Source organism: Candidatus Diapherotrites archaeon, from assembly GCA_040755695.1.
Classification (GTDB): Archaea; Iainarchaeota; Iainarchaeia; order Iainarchaeales; family 1-14-0-10-31-34; genus JBFMAK01.
In genome coordinates this window covers 260,866-279,147 of record JBFMAK010000001.1, presented here as the reverse complement: position 1 = coordinate 279,147, position 18,282 = coordinate 260,866, and the positions used below count along the sequence as shown (strand labels likewise).

Sequence of the window (18,282 nt, the reverse complement as noted above, 5' to 3'; positions counted from 1 at the left end):
TGAAATCTTTTCTCTTTTTTTAAAAGAGAAAAGGGGCAGCGAAAAAGTTAAATGCCCTTGCACTATAATTAATACAATCAAACGCCAAAAGGTCCTGAAAAATGAAGAAGTTTCTTGCTTTAGCAGTCATACTAATCTTCGCTTTGAGCGGAGCCCAGGCATACAATTTTGCAGTTCAGGACATTAATGCAAACCCAGACGGCGTATTTAATGACACTGGAGGCACGCCAACCTTTACGAAGAATACAACTAATTCAATGAAAGTTACAATTAGAGCCAGCTATAATTGGTGGGATGACGCAATGACTTTTAATGATTTAGGTAACGAAAAAATTCCTAAAGAGTTCAGAGACAATTACCCTAAACTTTTGCAGGAGTGTTATTTAGAGGCTCTGCCTTCAGGTTACCCTATCACTAACATTATTTACAAACAGGGAGAACCTATCTGTAATCCTGGCAGACCTGACCACCCAGAAATTCCTGACTATAATTGTATTGTAGACATTAATGTATCTCATACCATAAATGCTTCTGTTTCAGGTAATATAACGTATTCTGTTGTGGGTATAGGGTCTGCTGCAGGTGTTGGGCTTTGCGGGCAGCAGAAAGCAAGCCAATCAATTTCAACTCTAGTATCATTTATAGATCCTGTTGGGCCAACAATTGATTTTAAGACCTGGTGGGGCATCCCAAACCAAACAATTGATATTAATGCCAATGCTTCTTCTCTGGCAGGATTTGATGGCAGCACGCAGCTCCCTGTTTGGTTAATTGACAGCGATTGCATTGAAACAAGCAGATCTCCTTCGCCAGTTCCATCTGCAAATGATGTCAATTTTGTTTTACGAATTTATTGCAAAAGCACTGGCTCAAAAATTGTTAAAGCAAGAGTGTATGACAAAAGCGGGAACAGTAGGACCGCAACAGGGATAGTTCAAATTGTAGGGAATAGTGACCAAAATATTGATGTGAATGGCTTTGGGCCATATTACGGTAATTGTTGGGAGGATAACGGAGGTAATTGTATTTCAGGGAACACTACGACTGTTAAAACAGAGGTTTTTGCTTTAAATCCGTCTAGGGACAGCCCAACAACAAATATAAATACTTCTTGGGGTTATACAGCTGATTGTGGTTCAGTAGCGCCTTTTATGGCCTTCTGCGGTAATGAATGCGTTGGAGCCTTTGATAATTTTTATTACAGGTTAGGTAGTAAGATAGGAATTTATGACAGCGCAATCGAAATGATTGGGTGTGAAACTGGTTCATATGACATAAATTTCAATGTTTCAAGCCCTTATGGGAATAAAAAATACACTGCAAAATTTTATGTTCCGAGAATCGATTTTTATTTTCCAAAATACAATTTATATAGTTTCATTGGGGAGCCACTTACAATTACTGGAACAATAAAAAATTATGCCCGCGAAATGGTTTCATTAACCTATGCTTATTCAAAAATTTATGGGGTTGCAGGTTTTAGTGATCCTCAATGCACTAGGATTGGTTCTGACTTCATTACAAAAAATCAAGACAATAATGAATGGAGCCTCACAGCACAGTACATGTGCAATAAAGCCGGAAAAGGCAGTCTTAGAATAATTATTTTCACTGACAAAACAGCAGATTTCGGGCGAATCTTCGAAGACCAGCCAGGATATAACGTATACATTGACATCAACTACAACGAAGTCCTCCGCATGAACTCCTTCACGATAACACCAGAAAGCGTCCAGAAAGGCCAGCTAGTGAACTTCACAGCGAATGTACAGAATTTGGATTCAAACAAACATAACATAAAAGTAACCCTTGAAATATATGATGAAAATAATGTAAAAAAGACCGGCCCCCACTCAAAATTTATCAATAATGTAGCCGCAGGAAACGCCGTAGATTTTGTTTTCAATGATTTTAATACTTCTAATTTAGATGCAAAGCAAAACTATCGTGTTGTTGCAACTGCCTATTTTGATGATGGAACAGGAAACTATGTTCTGGATGCAAAGCCTGTAAACAATACTATGACTCGCTATTTTTATGTTTCTCAAGCTCAAGCAACTGCCCCTGAAGCAAATTATTGGACTATTGTGGTAGTATTAATTGCTGTTTCAGTTGTGGTGCTAAGAAGTAAACAAAGGCAATAGTTTTAGAGTTCCAAAACAAAAACATTTAAATTGCTTTACATTCATAAATTTATGTAGCAATTTTGCTACTGAAAGGGGGTAAAAAACAATGAACTTCGTAAAAGGATTTCTTTTAACAACAATAAGTTTTATAATAATTATTTCACTGGTAATGGCAGTTAACAATAATTACATATTCAATGAAAAGTCATTAATTGAAAAATTGCAAGATAATACGGATGAAAACAAAAATTTTAATAATCCACTAACAAGCATAGATCCTTGCACTAATCCTCCAAATTGTAGTTTTACTGTTGAAGGAGACGTATTATCTGATATGAATTTTTATGCCAGATGGTTTGGAAATGAATATAGAGTTTATTTAAATTGGACTCCTAATTTTTGTCAAGCCAGACAATATAATTTCAGAATTCATTTATGGGATGGACCAAATTACTCTGGATTTAGCGACCATACCCTAACAGTAAACAACGTCAACCGCCTTCCAACGATTTCCGTTGCACCAACGTATCAGGAAGTGTTGAAGGGAAGCACTGCGACAGTGAGTATTACGGCGCAGGACTTGGATTATAGTGAATGCCATGACGACGACATTGCATTGAGCGTTAATCCAAACACTTTAGGTAATCTAACAGACAATGGTAATGGAACAGGAACATTCACTTGGACTCCAGGGCTTGATGCAAATACAGTACTGCCATATGATTTCACCTTTAAGGCAACAGACAACTATACAGGATTCGATGAAGATACTGCACAAATTCAGGTGAGAAGCGTGTGCGGAGACGCTAAATTGGATGACGGAAAAGTAACTGTATCAGACGTAATATACTTGGTAAACTACCTGTTCAAAGGCGGGCCTGCACCGGCAGACATGGATGCAGCAGACGTAAACAATGACGGGAAAGTGAACGTAACAGACGTAATATACCTTGTGAACTATCTATTCAAGGGCGGAACAGCACCAAACTGCGGCTATTAAGGCAATTTCCCCCTTCTTTTTTTTTATTTTTATAATTTTGTTATTTTTAAAGCATACGTTTAAATAGTATACTTTAGAATAGTATACTTGTGAGTATACTTGTTTATTGACAGGGTTGATGAAGTAAGGTTGCTTGAAAAGCTGTATAATGAAGGAACCCCAAAACTTGTAGTTCTTTATGGTAGGAGGAGGGTTGGAAAAACAGCTTTGCTGAACGAGTTTGCAAGAAGGCACAAGGCATTATATCTTGTGGCAAGGCAGGAATCTGAGAAAGAACAGCTCAAAAAAATGAGTGAAGAAGCATCAGCATTTTTCCATGACGTTTTCCTTAAATCAAATCCTTTCCAGAACTATGACTCTCTGTTTATTTATCTGGCAGAAAAGCAGGCGCCCGTACTATTTGATGAGTTTCCTTTTCTCGTAGAATCAAATAAGGCAGTGCCTTCAATTCTGCAAGAGCACTGGGACAAGAATTTCAGCAAAAAACCATCTTTTATTGTATTATGTGGTTCCTCAATAAGAATGATGGAGTCACTGTTAGGTTACAAGTCCCCTATTTATGGTAGAAGAACTGAACAAATACAGCTAGAACCGCTAAAATTTGAGGACGCCTCCAGTTTTTTTCCAAAAGCTTCACCGGAGGAAAAGACCATTAATTATGCCGTCTTAGGGGGCACTCCAGCATATTTGTTGGAATTTGACCAAAACAAAAAATTGACTGAAAACTTACTGGAGAAAGTATTAAACAAAAACAAGTTTTTGTATCAGGATGTACAGTACGTCATACAGCAGGAACTCAATGAACCAAGCACTTATTATTCAATAATAAAATCTATTGCAAAAGGGAACACTAAAATAGGGGAAATAATGAATGACACAGGAATAGACAAAGCAAAAATAACCAAGTATGCCAGCGTGCTTCAGAAACTTCATTTAATTGAGAGGAGAGTGCCCATCACCGATTTCAAGCCAGAAAAATCAAGAAGGGGTGTTTACGTACTGAAAGATAATTATTTTAAATTCTGGTTCAAATTCATATTTGAAAACAATGAATACATTGAGCAAGGAAGACAGAAAAAACTGATTGAAGAAAAAATAAACCCTGAATTAAACGCTTTTGTTGGAAAAGCATTTGAGGAGATTGCCCTTGAATGGATAAAAAAGCAAAAGCCGTTCAATAACTTTATTTTTGGCAGGTGGTGGAACAAAAAAGAAGAAATTGATATTGTAGGAATTGACAGACTAAAAAGTAAAATATTATGCGGGGAAGTAAAATGGAAAAAAATAATAAAAAAAGAAGCACAAGAAATTTTATACAAAATCAAAAGAAAGGCAGAGCAAATAAATTTGCATGGCAATTATGAAAGGCAATTTATTATAATAGCAAAAAAAGCAGAAATAAAGGAAATAGATAACTGCAAAATATTTGACTTAAGAGACATAATGAAAACATAAAAATGGCGGAAAGCAACAGTAACAGACGTAATATACCTTGTGAACTACCTGTTCAAGGGCGGAACAGCACCAAACTGCGGCTATTAAGGCAATTTCCCCCTTCCTTTTTTCTTTTTTTCCTTTCTTCTTATTATGCTAAAAAGAATTGGACTGAATTAAATGAGGAAGGAATTGAGAAGGCAGTTCGTTCACTATTTCTTTGGCTGCGTAATGATATTGGTGTTAGGCTTCATTGGGGCAGTGAACTTTCTTTTTTTGAGTGCAGGCATTGTGGTGTTAGGCTTAGGGCTTTCATTCCACGCAAAAAGAGACGAGAAAAGCTTCCTGCACAAAATAATTAAAGCTGTGGGCAGGGAAGAAGAAAAAAAGCTGCCTGGAAGAGGCGCAATAATGTTTTTTGGGGGCATTCTTCTTGCGTCATTAATTTTTTACTCTAATTTTCTGGTTTTAATGGGCGCATTACTGGTATTGGTTTTCGGCGACAGCATTGCAACAATCGTTGGAAAAAGCATTGGAAAATTCAAACTGTACAACAATAGAACATTAGAGGGGACAGCAGCAGGGGTTGTAATTTCATTCTTTTACCTGCAGATACTGTTCGCACCGTGGATTGCATTGAGCACAGCAATAATTGGGATGCTCGCAGAATTCATTCCAATAGATGACAATATTACAATACCCCTTGCCGCAGGATTCATTCTTTCAATTCTAATTTAAAGGAACATAAAAACAGCATTTTTTTATTAATTGCATCAAATCAATATAACTTGCAATATAAAGTCAATTTTGTGTTTTAATTAACAATACAGTATCAACTCCTATAAATAAGTCAACTATACTTTTTTCATTTCTGAAATTATCTTTGATTTTATTTCTTTTTCACCACTGTAATGTCCGGCAGTTACAAAGTAAAGTTTGCTGTTTTTGATTTTTTTATGCAACAGGTAAGCACTCAAAGGAGAGCAAACCATGTCATATCTTCCATGAATTATTACGGTTTTAATGTGCGAAATTCTGTTAACATTTTTAAGTATGTAATTTTCTTTTAAGAAAAAGTTGTTCAATGTATAATATGCTTCTACGAGCGCACAAGCCCTGTAATTCCATCTACGAAGTTTTCTTTTAATCTTTGTATTAGTAGTTTTTAATTGAAGTATTGAATTCTCATAATAAGTCCATTCAAAAGCAAATTTTTCTCTAATTTTATGGACAGGTGATTTCATTTGATTAAAATAATATTTTACATAATTTTTTTTATATTTTTTTGGAACCAAGTCCAAAAACCTTTCTCTTGCCTCTGGGAAGATATCTTTTACTGGCCCATTAAAAATATAATTTATGTCTTTAGATGATGCCAGAAAAATTCCCCTCAAAAGCATTCCTGTAACCTTTTCAGGGTATTTTATAGCAAAAAGAAGAGCAAGGGTTGAACCCCAGCTACCACCAAACAAAAAAACTTTATCTATATTCAAATAGGTGAGAAGCTTTTTTATATCCTCAACCAACTTGAAAGTCGTATTACCTTTTAAGCTTGCGAACGGTTTGCTTTTTCCCGCTCCCCTCTGATCAAAGAATATAACTTTTAACTTTTTTTTGTTAAAAAATTTTCTGTCCTTTTTACTAAAGCCTGCTCCAGGACCGCCGTGCAAAAACAAAACAGGTCTACCACAAGGGTTGCCTAAAAGTTCAAAATAAAGTCTATGCCCGTCGCTAACCTTAACATATCCTTTTCTGTATGGAAGATTCTTTGCAGTCATTTGTTTCCCTGCTTTCATTCAAAAAATTTAATTCCATAATCTTTAAAAGAGGATGGAATTTAAGGTTATTTCTTAAAGTATCCTATTATTCTCTCGTTTAATTGTTTTGATAGAATTGGATTCATACTTACTGTTACTGGAATCACTGTATTTTTTTCAAACAATTCGCTGAAGATTCTGTCAAGGTTTACGTCCTCAATTTTTTTGATTGCAGTAAAACTTTTTGTCATGGAGTCAATTAATAATCAACTTTTTAGTTGATTGAAATTCAACCTAAAGTTTATTAAGCAAATAATTTTTTTACAAGAGTTTGAAATGTCAATTACCACCGACTGAAGTCGGTGGCATGAACTGAGTGAGCCTTGTCTGCTTGTTGTTCTCTTGTTTTGGTTTTCCGTACTTTTGATTGTTCACATAATTATTCATTTTATTTTCGTCTTTTCCAACTCCGTCAAGGTAATAACTGGGATTCCAGAGGTGGCCACCCCAAAAATATTTCTTTCTCAAAAAAGGAAACTCCTGCATTAACACTCTACTGCTCCTACCCTTCAAAGCCTTCATCACCTGCCACAAAGCATACCTCGACCCCAAATCAAAAACCATGTGACAATGGTCATCATTAAAACCCAAAGAATCAACACAAATATCCTTCTCCCTAAAAACTTCACTGAAAATGTCAGCACAACGATTTCTCACATTCTCATCAGAAAAAATCTTATGACAGTACTTTGCCTTGATTCCAACATGAACCTTTAACTTACCTATGCTAGAACTATAAGTAGGTAAATCGTTCATATGTAAACTTCCTCCTGCCGGCGCGCGAAAAACAACGTGCACCGACAAGAGGAACAATAACCACAAACAAAAGAAAAAAAGAATCAGACTTCACCACTGCTTAAAAGCAGTGGAATTCACAAGCTTTAAATTATTTTGTTGATATATTTTTTTATTAAGGTTTTTTTAGGTTTTAAACTTGAAAATAAAATTATTGTTGGTTAAACCCGTAGTGAAATACCTCTTAAAGAATGAGGGCGTTGGAATTCCTTTGGGTTTAATATATTTATCTTCTTACATAAAAAGATTAAGTAAAAATTAAAGAGGGTGTAAAAAGTTGTTTTCCGAAAAGATTATCCTGAAAAAGTTAAAACGAACAGTAAATAGAGCCAAAAAAAGTCAATTTTATAGAAAAAAATTAGCATTACATATTCTTTTACCTGTTATTCTCTCAAACTGTTTTGCTAAAAATAGAAACATAACCTGTATAAAAAGATTGCTGAAACCCTTTTTCCCTTCCCTTTTTTCTTCTTTTTCTTTCAAGATTTTATTAAAGGAGTAAAGGGCCCGTAGCCTAGCCTGGATAGGGCAACGCACTCCTACTGCCCCTTTTTCTTTTTTCTAAAAAGAAAAAGAGGCGGAAGCAAGGCGTAGGTCGTGGGTTCAAATCCCACCGGGCCCGTTAAAGGAAAGAAAGAAAACTAAAATTGTGCTCCCTGAAATACCTTATAATTTGCCAATTGCCTCTAAGATTTTTTCATGACCTTTAACAAGCTTGTTGAATGCTTCCAATTCCTCGGAAACAATTTTATAACGCAAACTATCTTTTGAATTCCTTGATTTTGCCATGCTTAACCCACTCCTTAATTTCTTCATCAGAATAATACTTTTCCCTGATCCCAAAAATGACTCTGGCATTCTCGGCCTTATCCTCAACTCCTAACTTGTGATTGTTTATAACCAAAAAATATTTCATTGCAAGAAAAGCAGTTCTCCTGTTACCACTTGCAAAAGCATGCGCCTGAACCAGACCCTTAAGCAGAACAACAGCCTTATCAAAAATATCCCCCTTAATTTTTTTACAAGAATCAATAACAGCCACTATCTTCTGCCTGCTCAAAACTCTTGAAGAATCTGCTTTTTTCACTTTTATTACACTCAAAGACAACAAATTAAACTCAATGATCTTTTCAACAGAAGGATACTCAATCATACAAAAAATATGCACAAAAAAATTAATAATACCTACCAACAAAAATCTCAAAAAAAACCAAAACAATAAAAAAGTGAATTAAAAAAACCTTAAAAATTTAGAGGGAAAAAATGGGTTCATTATACCAATTTAGCATATCCCGCCGGGCCCGTTAAAGGAAAAGAAGGAAAATTGAAATTTGTTTGAGAATCAACGAATTGAAAAAAGGGCGATTGACGTAAGGTTTTTTAATGCTTTTTTCTTAATTATTTTTTTCTGTTAAGGGGAAATTGTTTTTAATGGAGAAATTGAATGTTGCAATGGCAGGGGAGATTACCCTTTCAAAGAACCCTGGGGGCTCAATGAAGAAATGGAGGGAAATATTCGGCATAAGCCAAACTGAACTGGCTGAATACCTCAAGGTTTCTTCTTCAACTATTTCTGATTACGAGGGAGGGAGAAGGAAGAGCCCTGGAATTGGTGTAGTAAACAGGCTTGTCAGCTCATTGATTGAATTGGACGAAAAGAGAGGGGGCAAGATAAGAAAGCAGTTAGAGAAAGACTTTATTCCTTCACAGGAAGTGTTTGGAGTGCATGAATTCACTGCAGCAGTGAAAGGAATTGACTTTGCGGAAAAGATTGGGGGCCAAGTTGTAGCAAACCCTCACAAGCTCAAGGAAACCCAGATTTACGGTTATACCATAATTGATTCACTGAAGGTAATACTGGATGTGCCAGTGCACGAATACATGCTATTGTACGGGAAGACCCCTGAAAGGGCTTTAATCTTCCAGCAGGTAGAAAATGGAAGATCGCCAATGATTGCAGTCAAGATTGGAAGGTTCTCTACCGACATGAGGCCTTCAATTGTTGTACTGCACGGGATTTCAAAGAACGTTGACCCTATAGCAATAAAGATCGCCGAATCAGAGAAGATTCCATTGCTTGTTTCTTCAATGCCTGTAAAGGAAATTGAGGACAAACTGAAGAAGTTTGAATTATAATTCTAATTAATTGAATTGCTTTAATTCTATATTCTCACGCAGAACGTGTATCTCTTTTTCTGCTTGCCTGAGTCCTTCACCCCTATTGTGGTGTAAGAGTAGGTTACCTTTGAATTGAATTTTCTTGCCAAGTCTTCAGCCAAAATCTTTCCTGCCCTCTTTGAGCCAATCCATAAATCATATCCTTTCCTTTCTTTTTCTATTTTGGTTATTTTTGCAAGTGAGTCCTTTCTGCTTAAGGGCTCAAGTTTCTCGTGCATTTTCTCCAGGATTGAAAGCCACTCTCCTTCTTTCTCTCTTTCAAACCTTATTTGGATTACTGATTCATGGTATTCTGAGGACAGCTTCATGCAGGGATCGCATAAAACCTTGGATAACTTTATTGGAACTTCCTTCAATAACTGCACTGGGTTTCCTTCTGCAAGCATTTTTATTTTCGCCAATGCAGTAATTTTTTCTTCTCTTTCTTCCTTTAATGAAACCTCTATTGAAACAATTTTTCCTTCAAGCGCTTTCACTTTGCTTTTGACTGTTTCTTCTATTGAAGGCCATAATTCTTCAACCCAAGCATTCCTTAGCTTGAATTTACTGCAGTGAGGGCATTTCTCTAAAGCAAGTTCTTTTGGCAATTCAATTAATTCTTTTGATTCAAGGAAGCATTTCATGCAGAAGCCTTTAATGAAAGGCTTTTGCTTTGAACCGCACTTGGGGCAGAATTCCTTCAATTCAATTCACCTTTCAGTTTCATTTTTTTCTCGTACTCAAAATATATTGCCGGGTTCAGTATAATGCTGTAGGTTGAGGTCACAACAGTAACTATTCTTAGGCCGAAAAATATTATGATGCTTGAAATGCTTAAAAGGCTTCCAGCCAAACTTGAAGAGCCAGCAGCCACGCCAAGAAAAGCTGTGCTTACGCTCAAAGCATAGGTTATCAGAACTCCAACTGACACAGGCTTAAGGTTCTTTCTTGCAGAGCGGACGCTTTGCAGAATGGAGGAAAAGCCTTTCTTTTCCAGGACCGCAATAGGGTAAATGAAAAAGGTTGCAATTGACACAATGAAAACCATTGCAAGAAGCAGGACTGCAAAAACTATTTGGCCCAAAGAATTGTTTGAGGCAAAAGACTGCACGAAGAGCAGGACAAAAGGCATTATTACTGCAATTGAAAGCAGGAATGCAGCAATTACTGGAAATACAATTGAAGGGGAATTCTTTAGAACGCGGGAAAGCGAATGCCAAAAAGAAGGCTTTTTTTTCTCGTAGAATGCCTTGAGCATTAAAGGATAGGTTGCATTTACAATTGTATCCACAACAAACAATGCAATTGCAATTCCTAGGAGGAAAAAGGTTTTTGCAATAAAGGCATTCAATTCGCCTGCCCCATAAGCTTGAATTTGCAAATTAATTTTCTGGAGTTCAATGAATAGTTTTATTACTTCAAGGAGGAAAAAGCTCCATAACAGCGCAAGAAATATTTTTGGGATAAAAAGGACTGGATTGCTTTTGAGTGCAATTAAAGCATGCTTTAAGGTTTGAATTACTCTTGGCATTCTCATTCCTTTAATGTTAATTCTTCGCCGTTTTTGGGTGCAGTGCTCTTGAATCCTAGGGCACTCAATTCTTCCTGGAATACGTCCATTACTTCAGGGTCGCCGTGAACGCACACAACCACTTCAGGTTCCAGTTTCCTCACTAATTCAAGGAGCTCTCCCTGCGATGCATGAGCAGAGAAATCATATTTTTCCACTTGGCAGGCAACCTTTACCTTTTCTCCATCCAATACTATTTCTTTTCTGTCCAGAAGCCTTCTTCCGTTTGTGTGCTCTACCTGGTATCCTGTAAGGAAGATTTTTGTTTTCGGGTCATTGTACAAGTGCTTCAAGTACCATATTATTGGCCCGCCTTCAAGCATTCCAGCGCTGGTAACTATAATGCAGGGCTTTTTTATGATTTTGTTCCTGTTGCCTCCCTTAACCCATTTCGCTGAATTCAGTGCTTTAGCTAAAAATTTTGGGTCCTTCAATAATTCCTTGTGCTTTAATGAAACCATTGCAGCCTTCTGGCCCATTCCGTCATAGTATATTGGGGCCTCAATCTTGTATTCGTATAAAATGTCAATTATTTCCTGGCTTCTTCCAACAGCAAAGGCGGGCACTAAAGCGAATCCTCCATTATCTAATGTGTCTTGCACGCTTTCAATGAATTGCTTTTCTGTTTTTCTCCTTCTTGGATGCTCCCTGTTCCCATAAGTGCTTTCAATTATCAAATAATTGGTTTTCCCTATTCTTGTGTCAGCGCCCTTGAATAGGCGGGTTTCATCTATCTTGAAGTCTCCAGTGTACACAAGGCTTTTATTTTTAATCCATAATTTTGTTATTGCGCTTCCAAGGATGTGGCCTGCGTCAAAGAATTCCATGGAGCAATGGTCTGAGACATTAATTTTTTTCCTGTAAGGAATAGGGAAAGTGAACCTTTCAGTTTTTTTTATTTCATCAGAGGAATACCTTAATTGTGCTCCCTCGATTTTTGAGATCTTTATTGTGTCCCTCCAGAGTATTTCGCTTAAATCAAATGTTGCCTGGGTCATGAAGGTTATGGCGCTGGATTTAATGAAGAATTCAGGCAGGTCTCCAGAATGGTCCATATGCGCGTGGCTTATTATTGCTGCCTTAATGTTTGTGTGCACTGGCATAGGGTAATGGATTTCTTTTTGATGGAACTTCACTCCCCTGTCCAAAAGAATTTTTTCTCCGAAGTCGAGGAGGAAGGAGCTTCTTCCAACCTCTCTTCCTGCGCCCAATATCTTGAGTTTCATTTAAAGAACCTAGAATAGTGTAATTAGAGATTAGGGCACGAAAAAATTTAATAAATGTTGTTTCTAAATTATAGCTGGATGGAAAATATGAACTTGCTTAGTTCAGCCAAAATGCTCAAAAAATACAGGATAGAGTTCGCTTTCGGGAAATTAGCGAAGAATGAAGAGGAGCTTCTTTCAGCGTGCAGGAAGCTGGGCTTTCCAATTGCAATGAAGATTGTTTCAGAGGCAATATCCCATAAAAGCGATATTGGGGGCGTTCAAGTAAACATCAAGTCAGAGCACGAGGCAGTAAAAAATTTTTATTTAATGCTGAAGAACGCGCACAAGCATGCTCCTCGCGCGAGAATTGAAGGAATCTATATTCAAAAATTCCTTGAAGGAAAACAACTCATAATTGGGGGAAAGCTTGACGAACAATTCGGGCCAACAATTATTTTCGGTTTAGGGGGCATTTTTGTTGAGGTAATGAAAGACTTTTCTTTGAGGATATGCCCTATTGACAGGAGGGAAGCAAGGGTAATGATTTCAGAAATCAAGGGCTTTCCCTTGCTGAAGGGGATTAGAGGGGAGCATTCAATAAATTTCAAGAAATTAGAGGCAATGCTCTTGAAGGTTAACACTTTAATGATGCGCGAGAAATTAAAGGAATTGGACTTAAACCCTGTAATTGCAAACGAGAAAGAAGTAATAGCTGTAGACGCAAGGGTTGTAAGATGAAAAAAAAGAAAAAAATAGTTCTTTCAAAGTACAAGCACGAGCTAATTGAAAAGATCTGCTCTGAGCGCTCTGTTTACCTGCCTGCTTCAGGGATGGCAAAAATAATCCAGATGGCAGAAGAAGACAAGAAAATAATTTCTCTGGGGCCTGGAGAGCCAGACTTTGACACCCCGAAGCACGTAATTGAATTCACCAAAAAATGCCTTGACAATGGCTTCACGCATTATTCTCCTCCAATTGGGAGAAAAGAATTAAGGGAATTAATTGCAAGGAAGGCAAGGAAGCAAAATAAAATTTACTGCAGCCCTGAAAATGTTGTTGTGACCTGCGGTTCGACTGAAGGCCTGCTCTTGAGCGCAATGGAAGTCTTAGACCCGGGGGAAGAATTATTCATTCCGAACCCAGGCTTCATGAACTACATTAACATTGCAGACTTGATGGACGCAGAAGCCTTAAGCTATTTTTTGAGGGAAGAAGACGGCTTTCAATTGAATCCTGACGAATTAAAGCAGAAAATAACATTAAAGACAAGAGGCATAATACTCAACACTCCAAGCAACCCCATTGGAACAGTGTACAAAAAGAAATTATTAGAGGAAATAGCAGACATTGCAGTAGAGAACGAATTAATGATTTTGAGCGATGAAGCATACGAGTTCCTGGTTTACAATAAAGCCAAGCACATTTCAATTGCTTCATTGAACGGAATGCAGGACAATGTTGTTTCACTCTTCTCTTTCTCTAAGACTTATGCAATGGCAGGCTTCAGAATTGGATACCTTATTGGGCCTGAATGGTTCACCAAAAACATTGTTCACTTGCACTTGTATTCAAGCATTTGCGCTCCGACAGTAAGCCAGAAGGCAGCAGAGGCAGCACTCCAAGGCAGCCTGAAGAACGCAATTGAGATGAGAAGAGAGTACGACAGGAGAAGAAAGCTAATACTAAAAAGAATTAATGATATTCACTGCCTGCACGTGAAAGTCAGGCCTGAAGGCGCATTCTATGCCTTCCCCAGCTTCAATTTCAAGGAAATGAATTCAAAGCAGTTCTCTGAATTCCTGCTTAAGAAAGCCTCTGTCTTAACTGTCCCAGGAACAGAATTCGGCTGCCAAGGAGAAGGATTCATCAGAATGAGCTACGCCACAAAATACTCTCTAATAGAAGAAGCAATGGACAGAATAGAAAAAGCAACCAAGAGGAAGAATTGAGTGTTTAATAGTTTAATGTGTTTTTTGAGTTTTGATTCTTGGATTTAAAGAATTGTTGATTAAAGCATTCAATCTTTTTCAAATAATTGCCTGACACCTTTGCCTTACTCCATTTTTCTTCAATATCTTTATCAAATATGTTGCCAATTTTGATTTCGCCAAAAGAATTATTTTCTTTTATTGGTGTGAAAACAACTCCGTCCGGTTTTATCAAAAAATATGCTTTGCTTCTCTCTCGTGCTGGGGATATTATGACTTTAAAATGATTAGAAAAAAGGCACTTCAGGTTCTTGGTAGCCTGATTGAAAAGGGTTTTTGTAATTTCTAGTTTTCCTCGGTTCTTTTTCGCATTACCTCCAGTCGGTGTAAATTGGTACAGTTTCCACACATCAATTGGATAATTTTCAAGTAATCTGCCAATTTCCTGCAATTTATTAAAATTATCTCTTGTCACTACTGTTCCAATACAAATTATAGGTCTCTTTTTAACAGGCTTATAGAAATTAAGGGCCCGCAAAATATTTTCAAAGTTCTTTTTATTTCTATAACTTCTATCTGGAAAATCTAAAGGAAAACTCAAGATAAAAATATTTTCAGTTACTATTTTTCTGTTTTTAAAAAAGAAATCTCCATCAGTATCTAGAATTATCTTAAACCCCTACTTTTTTAATTCTCGCACGATCTTTTTGAAATCCGGTCTTAAAGTTGGTTCCCAGCCGCACAATATAACCTCTTTAACTCCTTTATTTTTAAGAATAGAGAATGCTTTTTTTAATTCTCGAAAATTTAGATCACTGCCTTCAACAATGGCATAGCAATAAGCGCAGTTATTGTTACATTTGCCCGTGATCATAAAATTTACTATTTTTGGAAGCATATATTTAAAGTAAATGACATTCTCTCCGACCTAAAGGCTCGCCCTTGCGGGGCGAGGTCGCCTGCGGGCGACTCGGAGTTTCTGCGATTAGAGGAAGTTTGAAAGCATTGTTTGATTTGCTTGCTTTTCAACGTAATCTATTGTTGTTTCCAAGTCAACGTTCCCAACTGTTCTAGCAAACTTTCCTGGGCTCCAGAAATGCCCTTTAGGATACCTTAACCTGAACAAAGGCTGTCTTCTGAACAACTCATAACTTGAACCGCCTTTCAGTAACTGTAATGCTTTTGACTGGGAAATGCAAGGCCTAGTGCTTACAACAATATGCGTGTGTTCTGGTTGGATTGCCAAACTCAAAATCAGCATTTCATGCCTTTTGGCTATTTCTTTCAAGATTTCTTCATACATTTTTTTATACTTGTCCTTCCTTAACATATTGTATCTGTATTTAGTGCACCACTGCAAGTGGTAAACGCACTGCGCTTTTGCGTGCGGATAGCTATTCAAAACATCGCGATTCACAAAAAGTTCTCCTATCGAGCCATCAAAGAGTGCCCGTTAGGGCACTGCGCTCGATAGAAGAAATAATGAGAGTAAAAGAAAAAGTTTTGTGTCGCAATTCACCCCGCACTAAAAGTGCGGTCCGCTAACGCAGATTTCTTGCGACACTTGGTGGACATTAAAATTGGGCCCAATAGCAAGAAAATTTCAGTTAAAAAGCATTCAATGGCAACTGCGAAATCTTGTTAAAAATGGAAACAAAATAATTTATGGGAAAAAACGTTTGCACAGAAAGGGATATTATTTCGAGCCTACAATAATTGAAAATTTAAAGGAGAAAAAAATAGGGTTGACAGAACCGATTTTTGGGCCAGTCATTTTATTGAAAAAGTTCAGCTCAGTTAATAAATTAGTGCGAGAACTGACAAATTCAGAATATGGATTAAATGCCTCAATTTGGACAAGAAACATCAATAAAGCACAAAAAATAGCAGATAAACTGTCTTTTGGTTCAATAAACATAAATTCTTTTGGGTCAACAAAAATTGGTTTTCCGTGGGGCGGAAACAAAAAATCAGGTATTGGAAGACTCTATACTTCTGAATCAATTCTTGAGTTCACTAATCCAAAACATATTTCAATAAATAATTAGAGTTTTGAAAATCGCTTAGTGAAATTAATGATAAAAGCAATTATTTTTGATTTTGGTGATACATTAGTTGAAAGCAGTAAGACAATTAAAAGAATTCAAGCTGAAAAACTAACTTTTAATTGTTTTAAGAAGAACGACTTATCTTTAGAATGGCATTATTTTTTAGAAGCCCAAAAAAAAACGGATTTAGACTATCAAAAAAAATATTATGTTGAAAAATATAAGCCTCCATTCTACACAAAACTTCTTTTTTATCATTTATATGGTAAAAATCCTAATTCAAGGCAAATGAAAACAATAATTAGTTGTTCTAACAAATATTATAAAACATTTTTAAAATATCTAAGACTAAAAGCGGGCGCATATTCCACTTTGCGTTATATTAAAAAACAAAAAATAAAACTTTTTTTAGTTTCAAACGGTTACAAACCAATAATCCTCAAACGATTAAGAAAACTGAAGCTAAGTCAATTTTTTGAAAAGGTTATTGTTTCCTCAGAACTTGGAGAAGAAAAATCAAGTTTAACTGCTTTTAAAATAATATTAAGTAAACTAAACATTCACCCTCAAGAAATTCTTGTAGTTGGAGATAGGCAGGATGAAGATGTATATGCAAAAAAAATAGGAATGAAAACAGCATTATTAGTTTTAAAAGAAACCAGAAAATATTTCAAAGCTACTGAGAAACCAGATTATAAGATTAATTCTATAAAAGAAGTAAAAAATATTGTTTTCAAAAAACAGAAAGAACCAACAATTAATTTTGATTATTTTACATTTCAATGGTCAGTTAGCCGCAAAAAATACAATAAAAATGATTTTGAAAAAGAATTTAGAAAGCTTGCAATTCCTTTCCACGAAAAAGATTACCGTTCAATGGATATTGCAAGATTTTGGGAAAAAATTTTTAAACAGCTTTACTTAAAACAAAACCAAATAGTATTTGAATTTTGTACGGGTTTATCACCAAAAATATCTTATGCATTAGGGCTAAGTAAATTCAAGGGGATTTATTATTCTATTGATACTAACAAAAATGTTTCAAAAAAATTGAAAGAAATTATTTCACATATGAAAATAAAATTCTCTTATAAAATATTTTCAACAAAAAAATCTGCCCAAAATTTTGGTCCCGTTGATTTCGTTGTATCCAATCATGGAGTCGATGATCTTTTCTTTGATACATTCTGCAAAATGAAAAAAATAAAATATTTCAATTTTTTAGAAAATATAAAGGCAGCAGAATTAGTCCAAATGATTAAAAATGACCCGCTCATAACAAAAAAAGCAGTTTTTGACACTGCAAAAGCAATATTATTTTATACAAAAAAACTAAAAACAAAAGGTTTTTTAGTACTTTCAAATTATCCCCCCCCAATTGATATTAAAAGAAAAAATTACAAGCGAATTAGATTGCTAAATGAAATATTTAAGGAAGTATGCAAAATAATTGGTTCTAACGGTTTTAGTAGAATTAAACCATTTGGTTTAGAAAAAATAAAAAGTTTAGATAACAAAAAGCAATATTGGGCAATTTTCCAGAAAATTTAAATAAAAAACTATTGGAAATAGTTAATATGATAGTTGCATTAGCTGGAGATACCGGCGCAGGAAAAAGTACCTTGGCCCGACTCCTTAAGAAACCGTTAAATACTAGGATTTTAACAATTGGTTATATTTTGCGGGCAAATGCACGAAAGCAATCTTTGCCTTTTGAAGAATATTTGAGAAGGATCGAATCACAATATGGTTTGAGCGCACACAAAAAAGCTTTAGAAGGGTATATTCGAAAAAAATTACAAAAATTTAGAACAGTAGTTGTGGAGGGAACATACAAAATTGAAGATATCCAAACATTACAAAGTCTTTTTCCTAAAGAACCTTTATTTGTTTTTTACGTTGAATCAGCAAAAAATATTAGAATAGTTAGAATAATGAACCGACAAAAAGTTGACAAATATAAAGCAACAGGTTGGGTCAGAGACCAAGATATGATTCGAAAAAATCGTTTTAGAATGGAAGAAGTTGCAAAAATTGCTGATGGACGAATTATTAACAGTGGCTTAACAAAAAGAGAGCTATTTGAAGAGTTCACAAGGCAATTCAAAAAAGCAATGGGCAAAAGAATAGTTAATGCTCTCCCGGGTACTTCACCAAAATCAAAAAATATTCAAATGAGGCGAAAACATTGAACTTTCG

Annotated in this window: 20 protein-coding genes and 1 tRNA gene; 11 read left to right on the top strand and 10 right to left on the bottom strand. The window is 35.9% G+C overall.

From position 1 onward, the window contains the following. Nucleotides 1–101 precede the first annotated feature (101 nt). The 4 genes from AB1467_01645 (at nucleotide 102) to AB1467_01630 (ending at nucleotide 5,298) form a co-directional block, all read left to right on the top strand. Nucleotides 102–2,144: a hypothetical protein gene (locus AB1467_01645; protein MEW6294981.1), complete on the top strand. Its 2,043-nt coding sequence runs from the start codon at nucleotides 102–104 to the stop codon at nucleotides 2,142–2,144. Between the two features lie 88 nt (nucleotides 2,145–2,232). Further along, a complete protein-coding gene (locus AB1467_01640) occupies nucleotides 2,233–3,126 on the top strand; it encodes a dockerin type I domain-containing protein (protein MEW6294980.1) in 894 nt (297 codons plus the stop codon). Nucleotides 3,127–3,225: 99 nt separating this feature from the next. Next, nucleotides 3,226–4,581, top strand: a complete 1,356-nt coding sequence (locus AB1467_01635; protein ID MEW6294979.1) for an ATP-binding protein — start codon at nucleotides 3,226–3,228, stop codon at nucleotides 4,579–4,581. Between the two features lie 159 nt (nucleotides 4,582–4,740). Then, nucleotides 4,741–5,298 (top strand): hypothetical protein, encoded by a 558-nt coding sequence (locus AB1467_01630; GenBank protein ID MEW6294978.1) that lies wholly within the window; start codon nucleotides 4,741–4,743, stop codon nucleotides 5,296–5,298. A 116-nt stretch (nucleotides 5,299–5,414) separates the two neighbouring features. Here the strand turns inward: AB1467_01630 and pip are convergent, their stop codons facing one another. The 3 genes from pip to tnpA (AB1467_01615) form a co-directional block, all read right to left on the bottom strand. Then, entirely contained in the window at nucleotides 5,415–6,356 is a 942-nt protein-coding gene (pip, locus tag AB1467_01625) for a prolyl aminopeptidase (GenBank protein ID MEW6294977.1), read from the bottom strand. A gap of 47 nt (nucleotides 6,357–6,403) precedes the next feature. Beyond that, complete coding sequence (locus AB1467_01620) at nucleotides 6,404–6,568, bottom strand: hypothetical protein (GenBank protein ID MEW6294976.1); 165 nt, start codon at nucleotides 6,566–6,568, stop codon at nucleotides 6,404–6,406. Nucleotides 6,569–6,656: 88 nt separating this feature from the next. Beyond that, a complete protein-coding gene (gene tnpA / locus AB1467_01615) occupies nucleotides 6,657–7,133 on the bottom strand; it encodes an IS200/IS605 family transposase (protein MEW6294975.1) in 477 nt (158 codons plus the stop codon). A gap of 542 nt (nucleotides 7,134–7,675) precedes the next feature. On the opposite strand from tnpA (AB1467_01615), the gene AB1467_01610 reads away from it, so the two are divergent. Continuing rightward, nucleotides 7,676–7,794: transfer RNA gene (locus tag AB1467_01610), tRNA-Arg, on the top strand. Nucleotides 7,795–7,932: 138 nt separating this feature from the next. On the opposite strand, the gene AB1467_01605 is transcribed toward AB1467_01610, so the two are convergent. After that, nucleotides 7,933–8,325 carry a type II toxin-antitoxin system death-on-curing family toxin gene (locus AB1467_01605; protein ID MEW6294974.1) on the bottom strand — a complete coding sequence of 131 codons (393 nt, stop codon included), beginning with the start codon at nucleotides 8,323–8,325 and terminating at the stop codon, nucleotides 7,933–7,935. Between the two features lie 278 nt (nucleotides 8,326–8,603). Between AB1467_01605 and AB1467_01600 the strand changes: the two genes are divergently transcribed. Further along, nucleotides 8,604–9,308 carry a helix-turn-helix domain-containing protein gene (locus tag AB1467_01600; protein ID MEW6294973.1) on the top strand — a complete coding sequence of 235 codons (705 nt, stop codon included), beginning with the start codon at nucleotides 8,604–8,606 and terminating at the stop codon, nucleotides 9,306–9,308. A gap of 26 nt (nucleotides 9,309–9,334) precedes the next feature. On the opposite strand, the gene AB1467_01595 is transcribed toward AB1467_01600, so the two are convergent. The 3 genes from AB1467_01595 to AB1467_01585 are packed head-to-tail and all read right to left on the bottom strand — an operon-like array spanning nucleotide 9,335 to nucleotide 12,125. After that, nucleotides 9,335–10,033, bottom strand: a complete 699-nt coding sequence (locus AB1467_01595; GenBank protein MEW6294972.1) for an NMD3-related protein — start codon at nucleotides 10,031–10,033, stop codon at nucleotides 9,335–9,337. Beyond that, nucleotides 10,030–10,860, bottom strand: coding sequence for a hypothetical protein (locus AB1467_01590; protein MEW6294971.1), 831 nt, complete (start codon nucleotides 10,858–10,860; stop codon nucleotides 10,030–10,032). The genes AB1467_01595 and AB1467_01590 overlap by 4 nt, the downstream gene beginning before the upstream one ends. 2 nt (nucleotides 10,861–10,862) lie before the next feature. After that, entirely contained in the window at nucleotides 10,863–12,125 is a 1,263-nt protein-coding gene (locus AB1467_01585; GenBank protein ID MEW6294970.1) for an MBL fold metallo-hydrolase, read from the bottom strand. Nucleotides 12,126–12,203: 78 nt separating this feature from the next. Here AB1467_01585 and AB1467_01580 point away from each other — a divergent pair, with 78 nt between their 5' ends. Continuing rightward, a complete protein-coding gene (locus AB1467_01580; GenBank protein ID MEW6294969.1) occupies nucleotides 12,204–12,845 on the top strand; it encodes an acetate--CoA ligase family protein in 642 nt (213 codons plus the stop codon). After that, nucleotides 12,842–14,056, top strand: a complete 1,215-nt coding sequence (locus AB1467_01575; GenBank protein ID MEW6294968.1) for a pyridoxal phosphate-dependent aminotransferase — start codon at nucleotides 12,842–12,844, stop codon at nucleotides 14,054–14,056. Before AB1467_01580 ends, AB1467_01575 begins: the two co-directional genes overlap by 4 nt. A gap of 4 nt (nucleotides 14,057–14,060) precedes the next feature. Here the strand turns inward: AB1467_01575 and AB1467_01570 are convergent, their stop codons facing one another. The 3 genes from AB1467_01570 to tnpA (AB1467_01560) all read right to left on the bottom strand — a co-directional run bounded on the left by AB1467_01570 (nucleotide 14,061) and on the right by tnpA (AB1467_01560) (nucleotide 15,452). Then, nucleotides 14,061–14,636, bottom strand: a complete 576-nt coding sequence (locus AB1467_01570) for a hypothetical protein (GenBank protein MEW6294967.1) — start codon at nucleotides 14,634–14,636, stop codon at nucleotides 14,061–14,063. A gap of 78 nt (nucleotides 14,637–14,714) precedes the next feature. Beyond that, complete coding sequence (locus AB1467_01565; GenBank protein MEW6294966.1) at nucleotides 14,715–14,909, bottom strand: radical SAM protein; 195 nt, start codon at nucleotides 14,907–14,909, stop codon at nucleotides 14,715–14,717. Between the two features lie 111 nt (nucleotides 14,910–15,020). Then, nucleotides 15,021–15,452, bottom strand: a complete 432-nt coding sequence (tnpA, locus tag AB1467_01560) for an IS200/IS605 family transposase (GenBank protein ID MEW6294965.1) — start codon at nucleotides 15,450–15,452, stop codon at nucleotides 15,021–15,023. 163 nt (nucleotides 15,453–15,615) lie between these two features. Between tnpA (AB1467_01560) and AB1467_01555 the strand changes: the two genes are divergently transcribed. The 3 genes from AB1467_01555 to AB1467_01545 are packed head-to-tail and all read left to right on the top strand — an operon-like array spanning nucleotide 15,616 to nucleotide 18,275. After that, nucleotides 15,616–16,083 carry an aldehyde dehydrogenase family protein gene (locus tag AB1467_01555; GenBank protein MEW6294964.1) on the top strand — a complete coding sequence of 156 codons (468 nt, stop codon included), beginning with the start codon at nucleotides 15,616–15,618 and terminating at the stop codon, nucleotides 16,081–16,083. Between the two features lie 27 nt (nucleotides 16,084–16,110). Further along, nucleotides 16,111–17,634 carry an HAD family hydrolase gene (locus tag AB1467_01550; protein MEW6294963.1) on the top strand — a complete coding sequence of 508 codons (1,524 nt, stop codon included), beginning with the start codon at nucleotides 16,111–16,113 and terminating at the stop codon, nucleotides 17,632–17,634. Then, nucleotides 17,610–18,275, top strand: coding sequence for an AAA family ATPase (locus AB1467_01545; GenBank protein MEW6294962.1), 666 nt, complete (start codon nucleotides 17,610–17,612; stop codon nucleotides 18,273–18,275). Before AB1467_01550 ends, AB1467_01545 begins: the two co-directional genes overlap by 25 nt. Nucleotides 18,276–18,282 lie beyond the last annotated feature (7 nt).

Coding starts and splice junctions, on each gene's coding strand:
- AB1467_01590 (MEW6294971.1), bottom strand. CDS start 10,860: ATGCCAAGAGTAATTCAAACCTTAAAGCATGCTTTAATTGCACTCAAA.
- AB1467_01605 (MEW6294974.1), bottom strand. CDS start 8,325: ATGATTGAGTATCCTTCTGTTGAAAAGATCATTGAGTTTAATTTGTTG.
- AB1467_01585 (MEW6294970.1), bottom strand. CDS start 12,125: ATGAAACTCAAGATATTGGGCGCAGGAAGAGAGGTTGGAAGAAGCTCC.
- tnpA (MEW6294975.1), bottom strand. CDS start 7,133: ATGAACGATTTACCTACTTATAGTTCTAGCATAGGTAAGTTAAAGGTT.
- AB1467_01645 (MEW6294981.1), top strand. CDS start 102: ATGAAGAAGTTTCTTGCTTTAGCAGTCATACTAATCTTCGCTTTGAGC.
- AB1467_01550 (MEW6294963.1), top strand. CDS start 16,111: ATGATAAAAGCAATTATTTTTGATTTTGGTGATACATTAGTTGAAAGC.
- AB1467_01600 (MEW6294973.1), top strand. CDS start 8,604: ATGGAGAAATTGAATGTTGCAATGGCAGGGGAGATTACCCTTTCAAAG.
- AB1467_01575 (MEW6294968.1), top strand. CDS start 12,842: ATGAAAAAAAAGAAAAAAATAGTTCTTTCAAAGTACAAGCACGAGCTA.
- AB1467_01580 (MEW6294969.1), top strand. CDS start 12,204: ATGGAAAATATGAACTTGCTTAGTTCAGCCAAAATGCTCAAAAAATAC.
- AB1467_01620 (MEW6294976.1), bottom strand. CDS start 6,568: ATGACAAAAAGTTTTACTGCAATCAAAAAAATTGAGGACGTAAACCTT.
- AB1467_01630 (MEW6294978.1), top strand. CDS start 4,741: ATGAGGAAGGAATTGAGAAGGCAGTTCGTTCACTATTTCTTTGGCTGC.
- AB1467_01565 (MEW6294966.1), bottom strand. CDS start 14,909: ATGATCACGGGCAAATGTAACAATAACTGCGCTTATTGCTATGCCATT.
- AB1467_01640 (MEW6294980.1), top strand. CDS start 2,233: ATGAACTTCGTAAAAGGATTTCTTTTAACAACAATAAGTTTTATAATA.
- pip (MEW6294977.1), bottom strand. CDS start 6,356: ATGAAAGCAGGGAAACAAATGACTGCAAAGAATCTTCCATACAGAAAA.